This window comes from Sphingobacterium sp. (assembly GCF_039596235.1).
In the GTDB taxonomy this organism is placed as follows: domain Bacteria; phylum Bacteroidota; class Bacteroidia; order Sphingobacteriales; family Sphingobacteriaceae; genus Sphingobacterium.
Genome location: NZ_JBCNKE010000007.1, coordinates 170,872 through 195,968 on the forward strand (window position 1 = coordinate 170,872; position 25,097 = coordinate 195,968).

The 25,097-nt window shown below is 45.6% G+C and carries 14 protein-coding genes; 1 reads left to right on the top strand and 13 read right to left on the bottom strand.

The annotated features are described in order from the left end of the window. Positions 1-21: 21 nt before the first annotated feature. The 13 genes from ABDW32_RS15485 to ABDW32_RS15545 all read right to left on the bottom strand — a co-directional run bounded on the left by ABDW32_RS15485 (position 22) and on the right by ABDW32_RS15545 (position 22,047). Positions 22-984 carry an SGNH/GDSL hydrolase family protein gene (locus tag ABDW32_RS15485; protein ID WP_343563937.1) on the bottom strand — a complete coding sequence of 321 codons (963 nt, stop codon included), beginning with the start codon at positions 982-984 and terminating at the stop codon, positions 22-24. Positions 985-999: 15 nt separating this feature from the next. After that, on the bottom strand, positions 1,000-3,651 hold the full coding sequence (locus ABDW32_RS15490) for an alpha-L-fucosidase (RefSeq protein ID WP_343563939.1): 2,652 nt from the start codon (positions 3,649-3,651) through the stop codon (positions 1,000-1,002). An 81-nt stretch (positions 3,652-3,732) separates the two neighbouring features. Then, positions 3,733-5,490: a RagB/SusD family nutrient uptake outer membrane protein gene (locus ABDW32_RS15495; protein ID WP_343563941.1), complete on the bottom strand. Its 1,758-nt coding sequence runs from the start codon at positions 5,488-5,490 to the stop codon at positions 3,733-3,735. Between the two features lie 11 nt (positions 5,491-5,501). Next, positions 5,502-9,032 carry a SusC/RagA family TonB-linked outer membrane protein gene (locus tag ABDW32_RS15500; protein ID WP_343563943.1) on the bottom strand — a complete coding sequence of 1,177 codons (3,531 nt, stop codon included), beginning with the start codon at positions 9,030-9,032 and terminating at the stop codon, positions 5,502-5,504. Positions 9,033-9,311: 279 nt separating this feature from the next. After that, positions 9,312-10,532, bottom strand: a complete 1,221-nt coding sequence (locus ABDW32_RS15505; RefSeq protein WP_343563945.1) for a FecR domain-containing protein — start codon at positions 10,530-10,532, stop codon at positions 9,312-9,314. A gap of 66 nt (positions 10,533-10,598) precedes the next feature. Then, the gene (locus tag ABDW32_RS15510; RefSeq protein WP_343563947.1) at positions 10,599-11,198 is read right to left on the bottom strand and encodes an RNA polymerase sigma-70 factor; all 600 of its coding nucleotides are present in this window, start codon (positions 11,196-11,198) and stop codon (positions 10,599-10,601) included. A gap of 129 nt (positions 11,199-11,327) precedes the next feature. After that, positions 11,328-12,836, bottom strand: coding sequence for a glycoside hydrolase family 32 protein (locus ABDW32_RS15515; RefSeq protein ID WP_343563949.1), 1,509 nt, complete (start codon positions 12,834-12,836; stop codon positions 11,328-11,330). Between the two features lie 62 nt (positions 12,837-12,898). Further along, positions 12,899-14,503 (bottom strand): glycoside hydrolase family 32 protein, encoded by a 1,605-nt coding sequence (locus tag ABDW32_RS15520; RefSeq protein ID WP_343563950.1) that lies wholly within the window; start codon positions 14,501-14,503, stop codon positions 12,899-12,901. Positions 14,504-14,540: 37 nt separating this feature from the next. Then, entirely contained in the window at positions 14,541-14,696 is a 156-nt protein-coding gene (locus ABDW32_RS15525) for a hypothetical protein (RefSeq protein ID WP_343563952.1), read from the bottom strand. Between the two features lie 25 nt (positions 14,697-14,721). Continuing rightward, entirely contained in the window at positions 14,722-16,404 is a 1,683-nt protein-coding gene (locus tag ABDW32_RS15530; protein ID WP_343563954.1) for a RagB/SusD family nutrient uptake outer membrane protein, read from the bottom strand. Positions 16,405-16,505: 101 nt separating this feature from the next. Then, a complete protein-coding gene (locus ABDW32_RS15535) occupies positions 16,506-19,631 on the bottom strand; it encodes a TonB-dependent receptor (protein ID WP_343563955.1) in 3,126 nt (1,041 codons plus the stop codon). A gap of 86 nt (positions 19,632-19,717) precedes the next feature. Then, entirely contained in the window at positions 19,718-20,674 is a 957-nt protein-coding gene (locus tag ABDW32_RS15540; protein WP_343563957.1) for a carbohydrate kinase, read from the bottom strand. 50 nt (positions 20,675-20,724) lie between these two features. After that, positions 20,725-22,047, bottom strand: coding sequence for a sugar porter family MFS transporter (locus tag ABDW32_RS15545; protein WP_077438434.1), 1,323 nt, complete (start codon positions 22,045-22,047; stop codon positions 20,725-20,727). A 292-nt stretch (positions 22,048-22,339) separates the two neighbouring features. Between ABDW32_RS15545 and ABDW32_RS15550 the strand changes: the two genes are divergently transcribed. Continuing rightward, a complete protein-coding gene (locus tag ABDW32_RS15550; protein WP_343563961.1) occupies positions 22,340-25,090 on the top strand; it encodes a substrate-binding domain-containing protein in 2,751 nt (916 codons plus the stop codon). Positions 25,091-25,097: the final 7 nt, after the last annotated feature.

Consider the following 25,097-nt stretch of genomic DNA (forward strand, 5'->3'; position numbering starts at 1 on the left):
ATTCAGTTTATACATAAAAGTTCAGTTGAGATCGGAGCATAATGCTGCAATTTCCAGTTGCAGCTGTTGATAGATCCGTTGCGCTTCTGCTATAGGGCGACCTTTAACCATACCAGGGCGTTTGTGTCCGATATGAGTCAGCCAGGCATCTTTCATGATCGTCTGCCTTTTGAGTACCAAAGGATATATTTTTTGGAGTTTTGGCAGGCTTTTCAGCTCCTGCTCCCAAGTAGGTGCAAGTGCTGTTCCGGGCAACAGATGTGCAATAATTGTTTTGGCCATCAGCCAATGTCCCAAGGTTTCCGGATGAATACCATCGGATGCTAATTTAAATGTGCTATCCAATTTTAGCTGTTCTTCTAGATAAGCTTTCATCGGAAAATGTAGGTCGACTACTTCCCACTGCTCCTTAGCCGCTTTTGTCTGTAACCACGAGGCGTAGCTATCCAAGACTTGGTTATAACCTTGAAGACGTAACTTTGGATCATCATGTACAGGTGGAGTCAGCCAAATGATACGTTTCACACCTGCATGTTGTAATCGGTCATGCAAGCGCATTATACCAGCTTGATAAGCTTCAAATCGGCTGCTATCAAAAGGGAGGTAGATACCATCATTCATCCCATAACACACAAACACCAATCGAGGCTTAACCTTGTCCAGTAGGGTATCCAGGCGATCGAAAAGGCATGGGCGGGGAAACTTTCCATTGGCGTGATTTGGTTCACTTAATCCGGATACCGTTTCACTGGGCAATCCCAGGTTGATAAACTGGCTTTTGCTTTGGTCTTGCGCCATCAGCAACAAGCTTTCGGTCATCGCTACGTATTGGCCCGCGTAAGTGATGCTATTTCCCAAAAAAATTACCGGTCCGGCATCGCTTCCTATCGGCTGGACGACATTCGTTTGTCCATGCAGCGGAATATTCCCTATACTTAGGCAACAGAGGAAAAGGAAGCAAATTAGTTTTATTCGGTTTAACATGCGTTTATTAAGGTTTTATATTGATTCTTCAATCCTAATTTTAAGTGCATATCCCAACGTATTTTGTGACATGCCCTGTGGAAGGCGCAGATGCAGACCTTCCTGATCTTGTTGGAAAACTACATTGCCGCCGCCAAGAATTTCCACGGAGCGCACCCGAGCGGTATGTTGGTTCAGGCTGCGCAAGCTGACTTTACCATCAGCCGGAGCTACCATGGCCAGCGCATACACGGCATCCTGTTTTTGGGTAAACCAAAAATCAGACGCTGTAAAATTGGCTTTAAAACCTTCCTTTTCCCGCTGTTCGGTATCTGTAATCTGGATTGCTGTAGGTCCTTCATGCTGTACTATCCAGGGCTTGCTGCCGTATATCGCTTCGCCGTTGGTCTCGAGCCAGTCCCCTAATATACTAAGATTTTGTTTAACCTGTTCAGCAAGTTGCCCCTGGGCATCGGGTCCAATATTGAGCATGTAATTGCCTCCTTTGCTGCAGATTTCCAAGAGCCAATACCGCAATTCGTCGATGGATTTCCAATCTTGATCGTAAGATTTATAGCCCCAGGAATGATTAAATGTACCGATCGCTTCCCATGGTTTGTCAAAACGTTCGTTGGCCGCCGGAATACGGTTGTCACCCGGAATAACATAATCACCCATCCCATTGCCGATACGCTCGGATACAATAACTTCTGGATTAAGATCATACACGGTCTTGTAAAAACGGAAGCTCTGTTGTGGGGTCATCAATCCTGGCATATCAAACCAGATATATTTTAACTTTTTATAGCGTTGCAGCAGTTCCACTACCTGTGGAATTGCTTTTTCCTGGAGGTAAGCGGCAAAGGAATTTGGACTAGGGTCCCAGCGGTTGGCCCCAAAGGCATCCGTCTTTCTATTCAGCTGGGCATCATGCGCTTTGGTCAGGGCATACTGTGCATCGCTGCCATCTTTCCAGTCAATGTTATGGGAATAATATAATCCAAAGTCGAGTCCCTGACGCAGACAAGCATCATACAGTTCCTGAATCACATCTCTTTTGAAGGGTGTCGCCTTCACGATGTTAAAAGCACTGACCTTAGAGTCATACATGGCAAAACCATCGTGGTGCTTGCTGGTCACGACCAGGTATTTCATACCGGCCTGTTTAGCCAGTCTCACAATTTCATCGGCATCAAAGGCGGCCGGATTAAATTGCCTGGCCAAATTTTCGTAGCTAGACCGAGGAATTTTAGCCACGAGCTGGATCCACTCCGCTACTCCCGGACTGCCCATCGCTTCAATTTTCTGTCCATTCCAGATTCCGCCAGGGATAGCATAAAGTCCCCAATGGATAAACATGCCAAATTTTTGCTTTTGAAAATCAGCGCAGGCGGCAGCTTTCTTCGCATGCATTGCTTTCCATTCCCGCATGATTTTCTGCTCTGATTCGTTGACCAATTTATTCCAGCGCAACAAGGCTTCCAGATAATAATAATCCGCATAAATTAGGGGCACATCGATTTCACCTTTATGCGGAATACTTCCCACATTATGCTTTAAAAGAAGATAACCATTTTCACCTACCTTGCTGGAGTAATGCTCGGATGCCAGCGACTCAAGAATGGTCTGAGCAAGCTGCGAATAAGTCTGCTGCTGTTGGGGCTGTACATAACCCACGAGCTCAAGCAATGCTGAGGCTGTTACTGCGGCTGCCGAAGCATCACGTGGTACCGATGCAAAATCGGTCTTGCGATAGTCCCAGTTTGGCACAAATCCGGGCTGGTCAACGTCAAAATCCCATAGTGGAACTTTATCGTTAGGAAGCCGCGGGTGTTTGCTGTAAAAATCTGCCATTTTTATAGCGGCCTGCAGATATTTCGGGTCCCTGGTTTCACGGTACATCACCGTAAAACCATAGAGTCCCCAGGCCTGGCCCCTAGCCCAGGCCGAGTTGTCGGAAAAGCCCTGCGCCGTTTCCCTGCTCAGAACCTGGCCCGTCTCAGGATCATAGTTGACCACATGATAGGAACTAAAATCCGGGCGGTACTGATTTTTCAAAGTGGTCTCGGCATGCCGGACAGCGACCTCCCGATAGACAGGATTACCAGAAAGCTTTGAGGCCAGGAAAAGCAGTTCCAGATTCATCATATTATCAATAATGACCGGAAAGCTGTAGCTATGCACGCCATCCCAAGAGGCAAAACTATTCCAGGATTTGATCGCGCCAACCTTTGGATTGAACCGTGTGAGCAAGGACTTTGCGCTCTGAATCAGAATGGCTTTAAAAGTGGTATCTCCGGTCAGGCGATAGGCATTACCATAACTACAGTTCATCACAAAACCGATATCATGGTGATTGGTATTGAACTGGTTCTCACGCAGGGAGTTGGTCCATTTAAGTGCTGCATCACGCCATTTATCTTTAGCAGTATATTCAAAAACATACCAAAGGCATCCCGGCCAGAAACCTCCGGTCCAATCGCTGATGCTTGTAAACGATGTTTTTCCATTCGGATCAGCCGAACGTGGGTACAAGCTGAGATCTTTATGTTCATTAAAAAGCAAATCATACTGTTTTTCCGCAAGCTGAAAGCCTTTTTTCACCAGAGCACTGCTATCAGTGCCTGTCGCCGCTGAGCAGAAAAAAGGTACTATAAGGAGCAGCAACAAATAAGGTATTCGTATCATATAATGTTAGGTTTGTCTGATCAGAAGCCAAAGATCATCCACACGATATGGGATCGCTTTGACTTCTGATAATCTGTAAAACTAATCTATCCAACCCGGATTTTGGGTCAGGTTGACATTCATTTGTCTTTCTGATGTCGGGATGGGCCATACATCGAGGAAGTCACCTTTATAACTGTAATTGCTCACATTTGTTCCCCACACCTGTTTTCGGCCATTGCCCGGTTGAAATACTTTTTCTTTCCAGGTGCCCCAGCGCAGTTCGTCAAAATAATTGATGCCTTCATTGGGAAATTCCACCCGGCGTTCATTTTGGATGCGACGGCGTAAATCCTCTTTGCCGGCCACCGCAGTTGCGGCATTGGAATTGAGCAGTGCCACACCTGCGCGCTGGCGGACTTCATTGACCTTGGCAAGGGCTGCATTGAGCTGACCATCTTCATTCAGGGCCTCAGCCCACATCAGCAATATATCGGCATACCGGAATATCGGGAAATCGATGGGACCATAATTACGGTCTATCAATTCATTGGTTCCTTCGGCCACAAACTTACGGTAGAAGTAAAAGAAATTGATCTGCGTATCGCTTTGGATATCCCCATCCACCTGAGCCTGCCCACGGAAAGGCCAGCGCATCACCTGAGTGCTCTCCACATTTGTAAAGTTGTATGCACCCCGAAAAGTAGCATAAGGTGTCACAATATTGGCCTGCAGGCGTGGGTCTCTATTTTCGTACGCTTTCTTAATTCGTTCTTCATTGCCCTGCGGCAGGTATAAGCTCATCTTAGCGCCCCGCTGAGCCGCTGCAGCCTGTTCTGCTGCTGTCAGATTATTGCGCAGAAAAAATACCTCCCGCTCATTCTCTTTTAAACTTGAATAACCCGGAATGACTTTATCCCATTCAAACTTCGAACCGTCCTTGTTTTCGTATAGATCAACGAGATGTGGGGAGGGCATATAATAGTTCCAGCCACGCGAGTAGACCGACGGCCACCCGCAGAACAGCTGCATATTATTACCATAACCGGATTCACCCCTATGCTGAATGGAAAAGATCATTTCTGGACATTGTTCATTTGCCTCTTTAAACAGGGCTTTATAATCTCCGAAAAGGCTGTGTCCGGCATCTTTTACTTTCTGAAAGTCTGCAGCAGCCTTTGCCCATTCCTTACGGTAAAGAAATACTTTACCACGCAGGGCATAGGCCGCGGCTTTCGTTGCGTGCCCATAGTTCGCATTGCCCGCAGGATAGCGATCTGGAAAATTGGGCTCAGCGATACAGTCATTGAGATCTTTCAGGATCTGATCCCACACTTCAGCTTCCGAATTACGTGCCTTGATGGCTTCGCTTGCCGTAAATGGTTCAAGGTAAATTGGTACGCCTTTGTACAATTGATTGAGCCTGAAGTAAAAGTAGGCGCGCAAAAATTTCGCCTCCGCTAAGTATCTGGCTTTCTTTTCTGCTGTTGAAGGTGACTTGAGCGGTATATTTTTCAAGGCATCGTTGGCCCGCTGGATTCCTTCGTACTGGATCTGCCACACTTTTAAAAATAAAGGATCACCAGCAGTGATGGTTCCCGTTAGTAGCGGTTCGTCAAAACGTCCCTGTCCGGTAAACGAAAAACGGTCAAACTGGTACAGCTCATAGGGTGAAATCAAACCGCTATGCCCCATGAGTAGTCTGAAGGAACCATATATCCCAGCTACCCCCAGGTCAGTCAGATTATCCGTTGTCCACATCGTTGCCGTGGATACGGATGAATAGGGTGAAGTATCCAACAGATCCCGCTTACATCCAAGTAATCCCGAGATCAATAAAATCGCTATAATTTTTTTCATGTTCGTTCAAATTAAAAAGTAAGGTTAAGTCCCAACGAATACTGGCGCATAGTCGGATAATTGACAGTGGAAGCGTTGATTAACGAAGGATCATTGCTAGCAGGTCCGATTTCGGGATCCAGTCCGGGGAATTTTGTCCAGGTCAGCAAGTTTTCACCCGCCAAAAAGATGCGCAGCTTAGCGATTGAAAACCGGCTGGCCAAACGCTCGGGAAGGCTAAACCCTATCTGCAAATTGCGCAACTTGACAAAAGAAGCGTTGTACAGATAGAAATTGCTGGTGCGTCCGTTCTGCGCATCGGTCACTCCCTTCAAGCGCGGATAATAGCCGTCGATCCGATTGTTGGGATCAGCGGGATTGGCGGCATTGTAATAATAGTGATCATTGGCCACCAAAGCTGGAACGGACTTGCCCTGTGCCACAATAGAAGAATTGAGGTACAGTTCATTCCAATAATAAGAAACACCGGAAGAGGCTGACCAAATCATCGCCGCATCGAAGTTTTTATAGGCCAGGTTGACACTTAAGCCATAATTGAATGCCGGCGTTGCACGTTTGCCCATAAATTTTTGGTCATAGACATTACCGTAAATGCCATCCCCGTTCAGGTCCGAATAGATCAGGTCACCATACCAGATTTTCGTTGGATCTATTCCATCTGCTGGCTGAAAGGAGTAGCCGGCGGCTGCCATTGCCTTTAGCCATTCCATATCCTGCTCGGTGCGGATCATCCCATCGCGGGGTCCACCATTTTTATCTACCGAACCATCTGCCAAAAAGTGACTGCCCGAACCACGATAGGTATTATATAAATAATACTCATTGATTTCATGCCCTTCGATCACACGTTGATTGGCGCCGGCGGACACCAGACCAATATTGGACTGGTACACCCGATTGCCGGCAGCGTCAGTCACATAGCCCTCCGAAAGCAGGCCCTTGTATTTCTCCACCCGGTTGGTATTGTAGGCAAAATTTCCAGATAGGCTATATTTGAAATCATTGACACGCCCCTGATAGCCGAGACTGAGCTCCAGCCCCCTCTTGCTCACTTCAGCGATATTCATCGTTGCCGGCTGGGCTGTCCCTACCGTCGCCGGAATATTCGGAACATATAAGATACCATCGGTGTAAGCACGGTAGACATCAAATTCCAGGCTCAACTTACCCTGTAATGCAGTACCGGTAAAACCTAGATTGGTTGTGGTGGTAGTTTCCCAATGCAGGCGGTCATTACCTAATTTGGTTTGGGCCAGACCACGGATAGCCTGATTGTTGAACGAATAATTAACCGAACCATAAGAAGGTAGGTGATCATAGTTGCCCGAGGCATTGTTTCCGGTCTTCCCCCAGGAGGCCCTGATTCGCAAGTCATCCACAACGGGTTTTATAGCTTCCATAAAGGATTCTTCCGAAATGCGCCAGCCTGCTGAAAATGCCGGAAAGAAACCCCAGCGTTTGGCGGCACCGAAACGGGACGAACCATCGTAACGCAATACCGCTTCGGCGAGATATTTATTTGCATAGGCATAATTGGCCCGGCCAAAGAACGAACGCAGTCCATAGTCAAATTCGTCGCCGTTAATCGAACTCATGGTCGTCGCAGAATTAAAGGTTGTCAGATCCGGATGTACGAGCCCCAGTTTGGCTGCCCCTGTATTGTATTGATTGAAGTATTGCTCGTTATAGCCTACAATACCGCCAACATCATGTTTTCCAAAAGAGCCGTTGTAGCGTAGCACATTGTCTACGATGACATTGTAACTCTTGGTCATATTATATTGTGTAGTCAGCTGTCCTGGGGACAAGGCTGCCGTACTTAATTTGTTCGTCGCAAAATTCCATTTTTCATAAGGTACCAGATACCAATTGTTTTCAGAATAAGCCTGATTGTAATTGATCTTGGACTCAAACTCCAGTCCCTTCATCAGGTTTACTTTCGCAAAAATCGTTGTATTGAAGCGGTTCACCTGGTTTTTACCATCCATGCTGTTCAAAAAAGCCAGCGCATTGTTGGCCGTAGCCGATTCTTCGGCAGCAGCCGGGAATCCGTAAACCCCATTGTAATAAGGGTACACGCCGGGGACAGTCTGGGTGAGGTAGGCATAGGCGGTACCGACATCCGCTACACTTAAATTTTGCATGTCCCCAAAGGTCTGTGTTCCCACCGTCAAAAATTTCGCTACTTTGGATTGCAGATTAATGCGCATGCGGATTTTATCGGCTCCTGTTTTTGGCATGGTACCCGGATTATTGAAGTAACCCACGGAGAAAAGGTACTGCGTATTTTCAGTTCCGCCATTGAGTGAGAGGTTATGGTTTTGCAGGAGCTTACGCTGCCCGAACAGCACATCGCCCCAGTCCGTATTCGGATAGGCGACTTTATTGGGTATCCCGAATTCTGTCAATCCTTCTGGATCTTTCTTTGCGTCTTCCCACAGCTTGATTGTCGCATCGGTATATACTGCCGCTTGCCCCAGGTTGGTAAAACCCTCATTGACCAGCTGCATATGTCGCGGGTAATCGGTAATAAACTCGGGCACATTATTGGGTCGCAACATGGAAACCATTCCACTATACGAAAGATTATTTTTTCCCTTGGCACCTTTCTTTGTTGTGATGACAATAACACCGTTTGACCCAAGTGAACCATAGATGGCCGCCGTTGCCGCATCTTTTAACACCGAAACAGACTCCACGTCATTGGGGTTTACGGCATCTATGGATCCAACGATACCATCGATCACGACCAATGGAGCGGTATTATTTAGCGTTCCTTTACCACGGATAAGGATCGTGGCGCCGTCTGCTCCTGGTTTGCCGGTAGTAGTCTGTACATTTACCCCCGCAGCCAGGCCTGCCAAGGAGGAGGACAATGTCGAAGTTGACCTATTTTCCAAAGAACTTCCGTTCACGGTGGACACTGCACCGATCACATTGGCTCGTTTTTGACTGCCATAGCCTACCACGACCACCTCCTCTAGACCACTAACTTCCTCCTGTAGGACAACCTGCAGCTGGTCGTCATCGCTGACTGTCTTTTCGAGTCTTTGATAGCCTACATTTGAAAAAATCAGGGTATTGCTCCCTGCCGGAAGCAGAATGGTAAAACTACCGTCCTGGGCGGAGTTTGTGGAGACGTTGGTTCCCTTTACCGTTACGGTGGTTCCCATGAGCGCTTCGCCCTTGCTATTAACCACACGCCCGCCTATGCTGCGCTGCTGCGGCATCTCGTCGACCGCATGATCCTTTCGTCGCGGTTTTAAGATAATGACCTCATCCTTTTTAATCCAATCCAGCTGGAGCGGTGCGGCAATCGCATTCATGGCATCCTCCAATCTGGCATTGCGTATATTAACCGATAGCCTTGACTGCGCCAGAGCCTTACCATTTAAAAAAAAGTTGAGTCCGCTTTGCTGCTGAATGCTGCGCATGACCTGGTTTAAAGTCACATGTTTTGCGGTAAGATTGATAGTTTGTGCATTTCCTTCAGCAAACACCTGCATTATAGTCAGCAAGGAAATGAGTATAATCAATTTCATAATCAGTATACTGCGTATCGTTAAACTCCACGGATGTAGCCTAACAAATGGATAAAAAATCATATGTTTGTATGGTTTTGTATTTATTTATAAATGGTTATCAACATTTTTGCCCTCGGGCATTTAAGTAGGTACATGCAGCCATTCGAGACAGTGCCCCCCAGCACTGTCTTTTTTATACGGCATGTATCCCTTATTCCTGTTTAAGTAGGTTTCATTAGCCGGTTTGTTTTCATGGTTATTTGGGTTTTTAGTTTAGTTCCTTTTTCAATAGGTGGATCAAGGCTGCGCAGTTACCAATAGCACGCGTTTGTCCCGGGCTTTAACAAGTTCAAAACGTAGTCCCCCCTCGGCAAGTACCTCCAGCACTTCCCCTAGCGGCTTGTCACGCTTTATGCGACCATAAAAATGAGTTTGTGGTACAGAAGAACTGTATTTCACCTCAACATCGTACCAAAGTCCGATTTGCCGCAATGCTTCGGCCAGCGGTGTTTCATCAAAATAAAATAGTCCCTCTTTCCAGGCGGTAAAAGCAGCGGGATCCACCTGTGCGACCCGAATGATACCGGTGGCGTTGGTGCTGGACTGCTGCCCTGGCTGTAGGTAGACCGCCGCGATGGCCGGATTCTCATTGGATAATTTAATCCGTCCGTTGACTAGGGTCGTTTTGATCAGTTTATTATCTGGATAAGCATTGACGTTGAAAGCAGTCCCAAGTACCTGCACTTCCTGTCCCTGACTCAACACCTTAAATGGTCGTGCGGTATCTTTCGTTACCTCAAAGAAAGCTTCACCTTTCAACGTTACTCTGCGCTCATGCTGTGCAAATCGCGCTGGATAGTGCAACGAGGATGCTGCGTTGAGCCAGACCTTCGTTCCATCGGGCAATGTAATCTGGTACATTCCCCCGACTGGCGTGCTCAGTTCCAACATCACCTTGCTCAGGTCATTTGTTTCTTGATTTCGCCCCATCTTTCCGCGCTGCAACGGTTGACCATTGGCATATGTAATTTCATCGCCCATAATGATACCGGATTGCTGATCGTTGAGTTGAACGAGAGAACCGTCCGCCAAACGTAATGTTGCCCGATTACCGCCCGGCGGCAGTTCTTCAGGCAATATCTGTTGCCGTACAGTATGCTTGGTGAGCTGCGGCACGGTATCTGGGTGTTGATTCCGGATCAATAGGGTCAAGAGCGAAAGGAAAAGAATCCCTGCAGCTGCCCAATAGGGCCATCGCATGAGGCGCAGCGAACTTTTTTTCACCTGCTGCCCAGCAATCTGCCTTTTAATATTCTCAAGCGCTTTTTCCAAGTGGGATTCACTTGCATTCAGCTCGTCGACAGGCTGTAGCAGGCTCTCAATGATAGCCTGGTCCACATCGGCTTCGGGATCGGCTTCGGCTAATGCCGTCCGCAGCCAGGTCATTTCCTCGACCGTACAATTTCCCGCTTTATACTTTTGAAGTAATTGGTCTATTTTAGATTTACGATTATCCACCGTGCTGTAATTTTAGGTAAATACACACGAGATAAAATTAAGGTCTGCTCGATCGGTAATTTTTTTTTATTTTCCTGAAAAAAGCAGTAAGGCAAACATGAATGCAGAAAAACCATTGTCCTGTAAGGCAGCATTGCGGATAAATTTGTTGGCTTTGACGATATGGTCACGGACTGTGGAAACCGAAATCCCCATTTCCTGGGCGATCTCCTGATAGCTCTTTCCCTCTAGTTTAGAAAGTCGAAATATTTTTTGCCGCTGCTGCGGTAATTTGTGCAGGAGTTGTTCGACCCATTGCTGCGCTTCCTTTGAATCCAACATTCGGTCGATGGAATTTTCCCCTTCCACTGCCCCCTGCGCCAGCTGAATGGCTGACTCCAGCTCCAATTTTAGCCTTCTCCTAAAATTAAAGGTGATATTGCGCGAACAGGTGTATAAAAAAGCGGCAAATGACTGTTCGGGATCTATTTTTAACCTATTCTCCCATATCCGGACAAACACATCCTGAAGCAGATCTTCGGCAACAGTTTTATCCTTGATGAATTTAAGGATATTGGCGTAAATGGTATGGCTGTAACGATGGTATAAGACATCAAAGGCCTGCATATCCCCACAACGGAGTAGGCGCAAGAGTTCATTCTCAGGCATGCAGTGATAGGTGTCCATAATTGATTATTTCAACATGAAGTTAGCGACTTCAGCGCAATAATTCAAATCATTTTATGAAACGTTTCCTATACACTATTTTCTGAGAGCCTTTCTGATTACGCAGAAAGGCTCATTAGGTTACAACGCTTATTTATCCTTAAATGCCGCGATGTCTATATCCTGGAAGATTAAGTTATCCTCTCCTACAATACGTAGCCGGGTCATTGGCTCCTGCGGAAAAAACAAGCCGGTCATTGCCGTTAATCCACCATCAGCAAAGAGCTCTACAGAACTAACGTCAATATATAGACTTAAGGATAATGATTCATTATTGGATAATCTTTTCGCCGTACTTGTTTTTGGGAAATCGGCATTGAAAGCAATTTCTCCGGATTTTGAGCGGTCAATATAATATGCTTTTTGATCTTTGTCATACCCTACAACAAGCTCATTTCCAATAGTATTTGACAAAATCACCTTAAAATTCTGTTGTTTTAACTTATTGATGTCCAACCGAAAAGCTTGCGGCAACTGTTCCTGTATACTGAGCTCTTTGGATTGATTTGCCCGATATTTTTTTACCGGCCGAAATGCTTTGGCCAACTCCGGTGCCGCTGAGCTGCTCACATAATATTTCTGATCTACTTTTTGCAAAGCTAGATCACGCGGAATTGTGGAAGATGAACGCCAACGTGTCGTCGGCACCACATTGGCATATTGCCAATTACTCATCCAGCCGATCATCAGCTGCCGCGCGCCGAGATTACTCCAGGTTACTCCCGCATAGTTATCAGGTCCCCAATCTAACCATTTAATTGATGTGTCTGCCGGCTGAAATTGATGCCCATCAAAATCACCTACAAAATACTGTGTCACCGAACCACCATTGGGACCTCCCGGATTGATGCTCACCAATAGTACCCATTTCGTCTCCCCTTTGTATTTCATTGGAATCAGGTCAGGACATTCCCAGACTCCGCCATGTGCGCCCACTTCCTTGCCGAATTCGCTCTCCTTTTTCCACTCTTTTAAGTTTTTGGACGAATAAAAGGTAATGCAATCTTTGGTTGCCAGCGTCATAATCCAGCTTTTTGATTTTTCGAACCACATCACCTTGGGATCCCGAAAATCCCAAATCCCGGGATTTGGTAGCACTGGGTTACCTTTGTATTTGGTCCAGGTTGCGCCCTGATCCAGGCTATATGCCAAACTCTGATTTTGGTGCAGACCGGTTTTCCGGTCTTCTTCCTGATGATTGTGGTGCGTAAAAATAGCGACCATCGCCCCCTTTCCAAAACCAGCGGTATTATTTTTATCAATCACCGCACTTCCCGAAAAGATCGTCCCCAAACTATCGGGATACAAAGCAATTTTTTGCTCGTCCCAATGAATCAGATCTTTGCTGATAGCGTGCCCCCAGTGCATAGGCCCCCAAACTGATTTTTCAGGGTTATGCTGAAAAAAGAGGTGATAATTTCCATTGAGATATACCATGCCATTGGGATCATTCATCCAACCCTGTTTGGGTGTAAAATGGTAGCTCGGCCGGTATCTTTCCAGCTGGTCATTGCTGCCCTGCTGTCCTACCTGCGCAAAAGCTGAGCTCAGCATACCCGCAAAAAGCATGACTGTTCCGTATTTCTTTATTCTATTCATAGCTTAATTAGTTTAATATTATTTATCCCATTTCACCTGAGTTCTTAAAATAATGATAATTCTTATGATTTTTCGATTTTCATCGCATTGACTTTAATTGTTCCCTGATCGGCATAAATAGTCCAGGGATTTTGATCCATTTTATAGATCCGATTGGTAAAAGCAACATTATTATTCACATAGACCACACAGATCGATTTCTCTATGACAATTTTCACATCAAAAACCTTATCGGCAGGCACAATCAGCGGGGTAAAATTAAGTTCTGTTTTACCGCCTGTTCCCCCGGCATCACTTTCCCGGTTCATAAAAAGCGAAGGCATGTTCCAACGGTTTGTGGCTGTCAGGTCAAAGGCAATGCTATACTGTTCCGACGGATCGTCGCAGGCGCCAAAGGAAAAACCGAAATGGTTGGATTGAGAAGCATCTATTGTTAGTGATATTTTAACTGCGCTTGTATTTCGGTTGAATCGCGCGTAACTTCTCGCTCCAGACTGTGCCGTTATACTATATTTTTTATTGTTTTCAGCGACGTTTCCGACGGCATTCAGTTTTTCAAAAACCACTTCCTTGTTAAACTTGTCGTTGACTGCCACAGGAATGGCTGGATACAGTCTTCCTGTAGGTCCCTGAACTAACTTATGCGAGATCAAACTGCCTGACCAGGGTAGTTCATTGTTGCTATTCACTGTTTGGCCTGTTGAACACCAACCTGAGAGATAGCGTGTTGTTCCGTCCGTGGCAGTCTTGCCCGCATATAGATATAAGCCGTCGAAAGTTTCATGATGGCCATCTGCATCACGACAGATCTTCCAGGGGCCATCAGGCGAATCCGCGATACGATAAAAAGTCTTTCGGTGCTCATCCCGATTGATCCGTGAAAATGTTAAATACCATTTATCACCTATTTTAAAGATATCAGGACATTCCAGTATTTCAGCATCCGTTTCAATCTCATATTTCCCTACGGTGGGTGCAACTGTAGCCAGCATAGGTGTTATGGCAGACCAGCTGTTGAGATCCGCCGATACATATCGTGCTATTGCCCCTTTACCGTCCTTACGGGTGGTAACGAGCATCACATAACTGCCCCGGCTCTCATCCCAGTATACTTGTGGATCACGAAAATTATGCTGATCATAGCCAGCTACAGCCTGTATTGTCGGTGCTGGCTGCTTCGTCCAGTTCAGCAAATCTGTTGATGTCGCAACCATCACTTTTTCGGCTGGATCCAGATTACCATTATGACCGGTATAAAAACAGTAGTAGGTTTGATCTTTTTTAATAAAACTACCTGTTCCTATCCATTCGTCCTGACTTCCGGTAGTTCCGGCAGACAAAATTCCGGTAAACCCCTCAAATGTAGCATAGTCGCTGGTTTTGGTTACATAAATTGGATGGCGATTGGCATTTTCGTATAGATAAAACAGATAGTACTTTTTGTCATCGGCATTATAATACGGCATGGGATCACCGACAAATCCTTGCTGTGGCTTATAGAAAGTCTGAAACGGGCCACCTTCCTGCACCGAAGTACAGGAGGTAGACCGATCTACTGAAACCGTATCCTCAGGGTTGTCGACAGGTAAAGTCTGCTCCCCGCTCTTACAGCTCGTCAGTAGTACCATAAAGCATAATGCCGGAAATAAATGTAAGTTAGTTTTCATTTGAAATATCTTAATACCCTCGTTAGGTACCTTTTTGCTAAGCTATGGTTCCTACCGCAGCGCCAACCTTAAATGACATGAGATCTACAGCTGCGTTTAGGTCAAGCGAGTTTCCAACATCTTGTTTACAGGCTGCAAACAAGCCTATAAACAGCAGGATAAGCCCCAATCCGATATATTTTAATGTTCCCATTGGTATAAATTGGTTATTGTGTTAGTTAATATCCCGGATTCTGTTTGTAGAGGTACTTACTCAGTCTTATCTGCGCTTCCGGGATAGGCAGATATTCATTCTTATCTGCTGTAAAATGAGCTGATGCGTAATAAGAACGACGTGATTTCTCAGTTTCATAATATGCATTCATATTCTTATCCGCTATTCCCCATCTGACCAGGTCAAAGAAGCGGCCGTTTTCCATCGCCAGCTCCAGGCGACGTTCCCATCGCAAAGCCTTACGGGCGTTTTCCTCGTTCCATATGATGTTCTCCCCATTTTTATAGGTTTCTATCAGCATCTTATCCGTAGCATAACCGGTCATTGAAGCGCTATTTTTTGCACGCAAACGTACCTGGTTGATCAGTGGTAATGCTTCGGCCGACCGGTGCAGTTCAATCAGCGCCTCCGCGCGCATCAATATGACGTCAGCAACACGCAAGACAATACGGTTTTTTGTATTTGCAAAGAATGGAGCCATTGGGACAAAGCAATCGCAATCCGGATCAACATTCTCCTTCAACGAAGCATACACCGAATAATCCGCAGGATTACGGTTCCAGCTCTCCTCATAGATACGTTTGCTGTTATATTTGTAAGGAAGCCCTGGAATTGCCACCGTATGGAATAACCTTGGATCATATTTTTCTGATGCATTGAAGGCATTCAAGCTATTGTAATTATCGAGTGGCACACCCTTTCCTGTTGTGCGGAATGCATTCACGAGGTTCTGGCTGGGTTTGTTGAAATCACAACAGCCCAAGCCCATTGGTACAGAAAGCAGATCCGAGAAATTCACACGTCCGAATTTTGTCCCGTCATCTTTTGAAAACTGGATGGAAAAGAGGGCTTCCGTACCATTCTCATATTTTCCGGGCAGAAAGTTGAATGCAAAATCTGCTTCAAGGGCATGGTTCGAGGCAAGTACGATCTCTGTATTTTGTAAGACTTTTTCGAGATCGCCCGAATTGATCCCGGTTACGGTATGCCGTTCTTCGTTGTCCTGGCGATAGGCTTTGTACAGGTATGTTTTCGCCAGATAGGCTGCTGCGGCAATCCGGTTGGCACGGCCGACTTCAGCTTGTACAGCAGGCAAATGGTCTACTGCATATTGAAAATCGTCAACAATCTTTTGCCAGAGCATGTCATTATTCAATGCCCTGTTCGATACGGTTTCATAACTATCTACTGGTACAGTTTCATCGATATAAGGGACATACTTAAAAAGCGTTTTGAGCATGAAATAAAAATGGCCTCTCAGGAATTTTGCCTCGGCCAATTTGCCTTCTTTACCCTCGAAATTGTCCATTTCCTGAATTGTTTTTATTGTCGTATTGGCACGCGAAATCGCTACGTACAACTGAAACCACAACTTATCTATTTCTGCGAAATTGGTCATCATATTGCTGGACACTTCCAAAAAATGAAATGTCTGGATATCCTGTGGTCCCGAACCGCCTTTATAGGCGTCATCGGACCGTACCGTACTATAGGGCCATAAGCTAAAAGGCACATCATAATGGTCATTGCCTAAAGCTGCATAGGTGGCTGTGAGTAATCGTTCCGGTTCCTTGACCTGATCGGAGCTCAGAACGCCATTCGGTGTCTGGTCCAAGAACTTGGTACATCCGGACAGCATACCGGCAAGTACCATCATTATCGCTATTTTATTGGTTATTTTTTTCATTGGAATTCTATTTTTTAATAGTCTATATTTCCATGGATTTATTGTTTTGGTTCCGCTTCTTATCCTTTAAGGTTTTCGATCCCTTCTATTCGATCCCACTATTAAAAGCCGATATTTACACCTGCAGTCCATGTCGTCGGAATCGGGTATCCCCAGCCTACATTCTCGGGATCCACACCTGTGAAATTCTTCGATTTTGCCGTAAACAGGTTCTGTCCGGTCACATACACGCGTAAGCGGCTCATCCGCAAACGGGAAGCTGTAGCCGTTGGCAAAGTATAGCCAAGAGACAGGTTGCGAAGTTTCATATATGATCCATTTTCTATAAAGTAATTGGATAGACGTCCTTCATCATTATTGTTTGTTGTCTGCAAAGCTGGGATGGTCGAAGTGGGATTCTGTGGTGTCCAGGCATTGAGCAGACGTACACCTTTATTGGAATTTACATCATCGACACTCCAGAAATCAGTCTGCTTTTTCAGCCAGTTTTCAACATCTATCCCCTGCACCCCCTGAAAATAGGCCGACAGATCAAATCGGCTGTATTTCAAGGCAATATTCAAACTATAAGAAAAATCAGGATGCGGGTTGCCGATCCAAGTGCGGTCCATGTCCGTGATCTGCTGATCAGCAGCATACACGTTGACATAACGCAAACGGCCAATACCTTTACCGGCCTGATTGACGTGATCGTCAACTTCCTTTTGATTCTGAAAGATGCCATCTGTTACATAACCATAAAATGAACCCAATGGTCGGCCGATAATATTATCACCCTGACGGCCTCCGTAAGAGTTTTCCACGGCTTCAGGCAGGTGGGTTACCTTATTTTTATACGACGAAAGGACAGCAGTTATATCATAATCCAGCCCAAAAGAAGTCTTATTGCGGTAACCCGCGGTAACATCCAGACCCTTATTTTCCATGGAAGCTCCATTGGCCCAGCGGTAACCACCCTCACCTAACACGCCGATATAAGCCGGATTGATCAGCATATCTTTTGTCGCTTTAATATACCAGTCTACGGATCCGTAAAGGCTTTGGCCAAATAGCGTAAAGTCCAGACCGATATTGGTCTGTGTCGTTGTTTCCCACTTTAGGTCGTTATTTTCAGTTTGGATTTTTCGGTATCCTGAAGGAAGCGTCCCTGTTCCTGCGCCCGAAAGATCATAAGCGGTACCATCCACAATATTCCATGTAGGATCGCCGACGCCATATTCAGGAACGTAAAGAGCATAGGTTGCCAGATTGCCGATCCCCTGGTTACCGGTCTGCCCCCAGCCTGCACGCAGTTTAAGATCAGTGATAAAGTCTTTAGTACCGGCCATAAAACCTTCGGATGAAATCCGCCATCCAGCCGTTACCGCCGGAAAAGTGGCAAAGCGATTGTTTTTCCCAAAACGGGAAGAACCATCATGTCTCACGGTGAAGGAGGCCAGGTAGCGTTCATCGTAGGCGTAGTTAGCCTTTCCAAAATAGGAAAGGAGTGAAAATCCGGTAGAGCCACCGCCCACAGCAGCCGTCCCCGTACTTACCCCGGGCCACATATATTCCGGTGTTTCAATGGAAAATGCACCATCCCCGGCTGTATATGCGTTAAAATTGATGTCGTTCTGACGATTCATTTCTATACCAGCCAGTAGATCTATGGTATGTTTTTCAATCTCTTTTCTATACGTCGCAGTATTCGACCAGGTCCACTTTAATCCTTGGGTCTGTTCCATATTCACAGCGCTTCTACTGCTGCTCATAAAACCCGAACGATAGGAAACTTCGAGGTTGCGTTTGTAGAAATTGCTGTAATCTATACCGTAACTCGTGCGCAGGTGCAGGTCTTTGATCAGCTGCAAATCAGCGTAAGCATTTCCAAATAAGCGCCAGTAATTGTATTTATTATTTCTGTTATCATGCAACAGGCGCATTGGATTATGACGGTCATTCATTCCTAGGGCAGGTCCGCCCCAGCCTATTCCGTCTACGGTATGTACCGGTATGATCGGTAATGCCTTCAACGATAGATCGAGCACATCTCCGGGCACCTGTACCTCGCCCGTGTTGTTTACCGTAAAATTCTCGCCGACGATGAGTTTCCCGTCAAACAGTTTATAATCGGCATTCATCCGGGCCGATATACGTCGGAAATCGGTATACCGCAGTGTTCCACTATTGTCCAGATAACCCAAAGAAAAATAAGAGCTTGACTTTTCTGTCGCCGAACTCAAGGTTGCATTGTACGATTGAAGCAAGCCCGGTTTAGATACTTCATCAAACCAATCGGTATCCGCTGCATACATGGTATGTTCGCGATCAATATATTTCGATACAGACACATTGTTAAGCTGTGGCAGACCATTGGCATCATTATTCCATTCAAATTGATAGCCGATATTATTGCTGTTCGGATTACCGCCACTATTGATTGTCGCCCGCCATAGTGCCTGACCATATTGCTGTGCATTGAGCACTTTCATGCGATTATTAAAATGCGTGCTGGTCACATAGGCATCTACCGTAAGTTTTGGAGCACCAAGTTTTCCTCTTTTTGTTGTAATCACAATAACGCCATTTGCCGCACGCGAACCATATATACTTGCTGAAGAGGCGTCTTTTAGCACCTGAATACTTTCGATATCATTGGAATTGAGCTCATGCATGCCCCCTTGTGTAGGTATACCATCGATGACATAGAGCGGATCCTGGCTGCTGTTGATCGAACTGATACCGCGCATGCGTACTGTGGCCGCACCGCTTGGGCTACCATCGGAAGTCACCGTCATGCCCGCTACGCGGCCCTGAAGGGCTTTCATCGGATTATTTTCCGGAGCTTTCATCATTTCGGTTACATTCACGACGCTGACGGCACCGGTCAGATCCTTCTTACGCTCGCGCTGATAACCCGTGACAACCACCTCATCAAGTCCTTTTTCGGTACTGACCAGCCGGATATCCAAAAACTTTCTGTTCCCCAAAAGTATCGTTTGGGATTCGTAGCCAACATTGGAGATTTCCAAGGTACCGTTACTGCCGGATAACTGCAGCACAAATTCCCCTTTTTCATTTGTCTTTGTTGCCTGGCTGGTTCCCTTGACCATCAACGATGCCCCCACAACTGGGGTTGCTGTCGCACTGTCCGTGATCCGCCCCCGGATTTCTGTCTGCTGCGCAAAAGCAACAACCGAAAAGAGAGCCAAAGACGGAAGCAACATAGCTTGCTGTCTTGTAAACATAATTGGTTATTATAAGTAGATTATTAATTAGATTATTTTTCCTCTTTTTGCCTATACCGCATTTTCCCTCTTTGCGGTACAGGCAGCTATAGCTTCATCTTCTGTTCGTTATCGCGGAAGATGGGGTTCAGCCAATGGAAGCGGTTGATATCCGCTTCATTATAAGCGGGACATGCCCCCCTGCTCTGTGTCACAAAACCACTTAAGGTAGCCGCAAACTCAAGCACCTCCTCCAAGGCGATCCCTTCTGCCATCTGAAAGCGTTTGGTCAAAAAAGCCGCTAAAAACGAATCACCACTTCCGATGGTATCTTCCACCTGTACTTTCAATGCAGGAAAATGATAACTGATATTTGCTTTTTTATGATGGTACACTGCTCCAGCCGCGCCATAGGTAACAATAGCTTCCTGAATAACAAAGCAATCCAACAGCAGATCCACCCGCTGCTGGTCGGTATAGGTTGCCGGCGCACCGCTCCATTCGGCAATGATATGCAATTCCTCCGCATTCATTTTAACGAGATCCGCATAACGCAATAATTCATGCAAGCGATGCGGATCGAAAAAAGGAGCGCGCAAATTAACGTCCATCACCCGAAAGGAGGCTACCTTTAACAAGGTCAACAGACTTTGGAAGCTCACATCATCGCGACAGGCCAGACTGCCATACACCAAAAAATCCGCTTTGGAAACCGCTTCCAGTACGGCTGGTCCTACTTCAATTTTGTCCCATGCCACAGGATATACAATGTCGTATTGCACATTACGGTCTGCATCAATCGACACTTCAACCGTGGAGGTTGGTAAGCTGTCATCATACTGAAAAAATGTGGTCGGAACTCCCAACTGTTGACATACTGCCAGCAATTCTTTACCATTTTCATCTCTTCCGATACGGGTCAGCATCTGTATAACAACACCCAGCTTATTGAGATGATAAGCAACATTTAGCGGAGCACCGCCCAATTTCTTTCCGGTTGGCAGATTATCCCAAAGAACTTCTCCGAAACAAACTCCCTGTATTGATTTATTCAGATTTTTCATTGTCATCTTTATTTGTTCACCGAAGTGATTAGATCTATAATAGCAGTATTTTAATGCAGATTGATTGTCTGCCCCATATCCTCCAGTGAGCGCCCTTTCGTTTCAGGCATAAATTTCAGGACATAAATAAGCTGCAATACCATAAATAGCGCAAAGATCAGAAAGGTACCGCCGCCGCCGACCATCTCTGTCAGTGCGGGAAAGCAAAAAGTAATAATTGCAGCCATTACCCAATGAGTCAAGCTGCCAAATGTCTGCCCTTTGGCACGCACATCATTGGGAAAAATTTCGGAAATAAATACCCAGATCACTGCCCCTTGAGAGAATGCGAAGAAGGCGATAAAACTCATCAGATAGATCGTAATGGCAAAGCCTGTTGTCTGCCCTGTATAGAAAGCCTGTGAAACCAGTGCGAGCGATACGATCAAACCGATCGAACCTACGAGCATTAGTTTTTTGCGGCCTATTTTATCTATAAAATTAATGGCCACCAGCGTGAAAATAAAATTGATCACACCGATCCCCACTGTCGAAAGCAGGGAGCTCTGTGAACCTAGGCCGGCCATTTCAAAAACACGCGGTGCGTAATAGATAATCGCATTAATACCCGAAAGCTGATTGAACAGCGCAAAACAGAGGGCCAGTAAAATTGGCCGGGCATTTTCCCGAATAAATAATTTACCCTCACCCGCCAACTTATCTTTTGATTCTTGAATTTTCTGGATTTCAAGTTCGTAGCCTTCCGAATTGATTCGCTGCATGATCTTTGTCGCTTCAGGTAGGTTATTCTTGTGCAATAACAACCATCTGGGACTTTCTGGAATAAAGAAAATCAGCACAAAAAACAGCAAAGACGGAAAGCACTGCACTCCCAGCATCCAGCGCCAGGATTCCTCTCCGCCCTGTCCGATAAAGTAATTGGATAAATAAGCGATCAGAATGCCCAATACCACATTAAACTGAAAGAGGCCCACCAGCTTGCCGCGTGAAGCTGCGGGTGAAATCTCCGAAATATAGATAGGTGCTGTCACGGATGATACACCGACGCCAATACCACCCAAAAAACGAAATAGAATAAATACTGTCCAGTCACTGGCCAACGCACTTCCGATCGCTGAAATAAAATATAGGGCTGCGACAACGAATAATGTGTTCTTTCGGCCCAGTTTATCGGATGGCCAAGCGCCCAATGCTGCACCAACGACCGTACCAATTAATGCAATGGCCATCGTAAGCCCATGCTGAAACTCGCTCAAATGCCAATGCTCCTGCACGGCTTTTTCAGCGCCTGAAATAACAGCTGTATCAAAGCCAAATAAAAATCCGCCTAATGCTACTACAAAAGACCAAGCTAATACTGTGTTTTTGTTCATCTTATGATCTACAATTGATTAACTCAAATTTAACCCTAGCTTCACGGTTACTTAAATTTGGAGAGCGCAAAAACATTTATTTATGTAACATTTTTAGAAATAGCACAAATACTTACCTACCAATCACTTACGCTAAATCAAAATTTTCAAACTTTCAGTTTTTAGACATATCTTATAGAAAATGATACATATTTCATCGATCTGTTTTTAGTGTAAAGAATACACTAACAGGGTGCTTATTATCTAAAAAAAACGAAATAATGTATATTCGGAATGTAAAGGGGAAAAAAACATGGGAAAATATACCGTTTATGGCATGTTGGTCCTGCTGCTTTTATGGGGTTGTCAATCGGCAAGCCAGAAAAAGAAGCGGGTCATTGCTTTTTCACAGTGCATCGGAAATGACGCATGGCGGCAAACTATGCTCGAGGAAATGAAACGGGAACTCTCCTTTAATCCTGATATTGAGTTCTTGTACCGCGATGCCCAGGGCAATAATGCGAAACAGATTGATCAAATACGCGAACTGACTAAAGAGGGTATCGACCTGTTGATAGTTTCACCCAATGAAGCCGAACCGCTTACACCGATTGTTGACTCTGTATTCCAGCGCAAAATACCAGTAATTGTTACCGATCGTAAAACCTCTTCAGGCCAATACAACGCTTATGTTGGGGCCGACAACCTGGCCATTGGAAAACTTGCTGGTCAATATAGCCAGACTATCCTCCAAGGTAAAGGAAAGATCGGATTAGTGACCGGATTATCGGGCACCTCTGCGTCAATCGAACGTGAAAAGGGATTTATGCAAAGTATAGCAGCCGTAAGCGGTATGCAGGTCAACGCCATTATCCATGGTGGATGGGAAAAGAATACAGCATACACTGAAATGCGCAAACATATCGCTCAAATGGCACAAAGTGATGTTATCTTTACCTTCAATGATCAGATGGCCATGGGCGTAAAAAAGGCCCTGGACGAGGTGCAACTTCAAAAAGAGATTAAAATCATCGGAGTAGATGCGCTTCCCGGACCGGGTAATGGTCTTGAGCAGATTATGCAAGGTCATATGTACGCCTCTATGCTCTATCCTACCGGTGGAACTGAAGCCATCCGAACCGCACTGGCAATTATTAACAATCAGCATTATAAACGCGAAAACATTCTCGCTACCGCCGTTATCGACCGGACAAATGCCGAACTATTGGCCCTACAGTCACAAAAGATCCAACAGCAACAGGCGGATATAGACAAAAGGCAGGAATTTATCACCGAGCAGAACCGGATTTACCAAAATCAAAAATCCATCCTCAATGTGCTCGTTGTCAGTTTGGTGCTCGCCGTGGTATTTGGGGGCATTTCCATTATCGTTATTAAAAGCAACTGGGAGAAAAACAAACATCTCGAAATCCAGAACGGAGAGATCTTATCCCAGCAAAAGCAGATCGTGGAGATGAACAGCCAGATTCAGCAGGCTGCAGAGATCAAAAACAATTTTTTCACCAATATCTCCCACGAGTTTAAAACCCCGTTAACGCTTATCCTAGCCCCCATCGAGGAGCTCGAAGTACGGAAAGATCTATCCGAAGATGTCCGAGAGCAGTTGTCGCGTGTCAAAAGAAGTGCGAAAAAATTGCAGCGGCTTGTCAGCGACCTGATCGATATCCATCGGATCAGCAAATCGAAAATCAAGCTCCAGGTATCGGCGGTACAGATCGATCCTTTTATACAGCAGGTCATCAACAGCTTTAAACCCTTGCTCAAAAAAAGTAGGATATCAATCAGCTACATCAATAAAAGTATGCTCAAAGAGGTCTGGATCGACGAATACCTGATGGAACAGGTCCTCTCCAATCTTCTTTCCAATGCCATAAAGCACACCGCAACCAGTGGCCGGATTGAAATTTCACTCGAAGAAAATAGTTTCAAAGATTATTTCTATTTGCGCGTACTGGACAATGGGCTGGGGATAGCACCGATTGATATCGAGCATATATTTGATCCTTTCTATCAGGGAACAGGCAGCCGTAATGGATCCGGGATTGGCCTGGCCTATGTCAAACAGATTGTTGAACTGCACCATGGACAGATCACGGCCAGCAGTAAATTGGGCCATGGTTCGATCTTCACCCTAAGGATGCCTATCGGTAATACCCATTATGAACAGGAGGAGATCCTAACGGCTATATCCGATGTAAAACCTGTGTTCCGGCAACACGAGTTATTGGATACTGAAGTAAAATCTCCTGATAGGAATCTCTCTTTTCATTCCAATAAATCGAAGAGCATTATGATTGTTGAAGATGACGATGAAATCAGAGATTACCTCAGATCCATTCTGGAAAACGATTATAATCTCTTCTTAGCAAGAGATTCGGGGCAGGCCAGCGCTTTGATGAAAACACATTTTCCGGATCTGGTTCTCACCGACATCATGCTCCCTGACGGCAGTGGTCTGGATATACTCAAGGACATCAAGACATTTTACCAAACAGCCCATATTCCAGTCATTCTCTTGAGTGCATTAGCGAACGAAGAGACCATCCTTGAAGGAAATCTACTGAAAGCAGATGACTACATGACCAAACCATTCAATGCCGCAGTCCTTCGGGCAAGGATTGCCAATATTCTACAATCACGGCATCAGCTTAAAGAAAAATATAGTAGTAATGTCGAGCAATTTGAAGCACAGCAATCGGATTCCATCAATGAGAGCAACAGAAGGTTTCTCAATAGCTTTTCGGCTATCGTCGAATCGAAGCTGTCCGATCAGCGGCTGAGCGTGGACGATATCGCCGGTGAACTCAACTTATCGCGCGTACAGCTGTATCGCAAAGTCAAACAGTTGCTCGATTGCAGCATCAGTGAGTATATTGTTGAGAGAAGACTCAAAAAGGCAAAAAGCCTGATGGCTGACGGACTCCATATCAATGAGATCTACAGCCATGTCGGTTTCTCTTCGGCCTCCTATTTTGCCTCAGCATTTAAAAAGAAATACGGCCAGTCACCGAGCGCATATAAGAAAGAACTGGACCGAAAATAATAGCAGT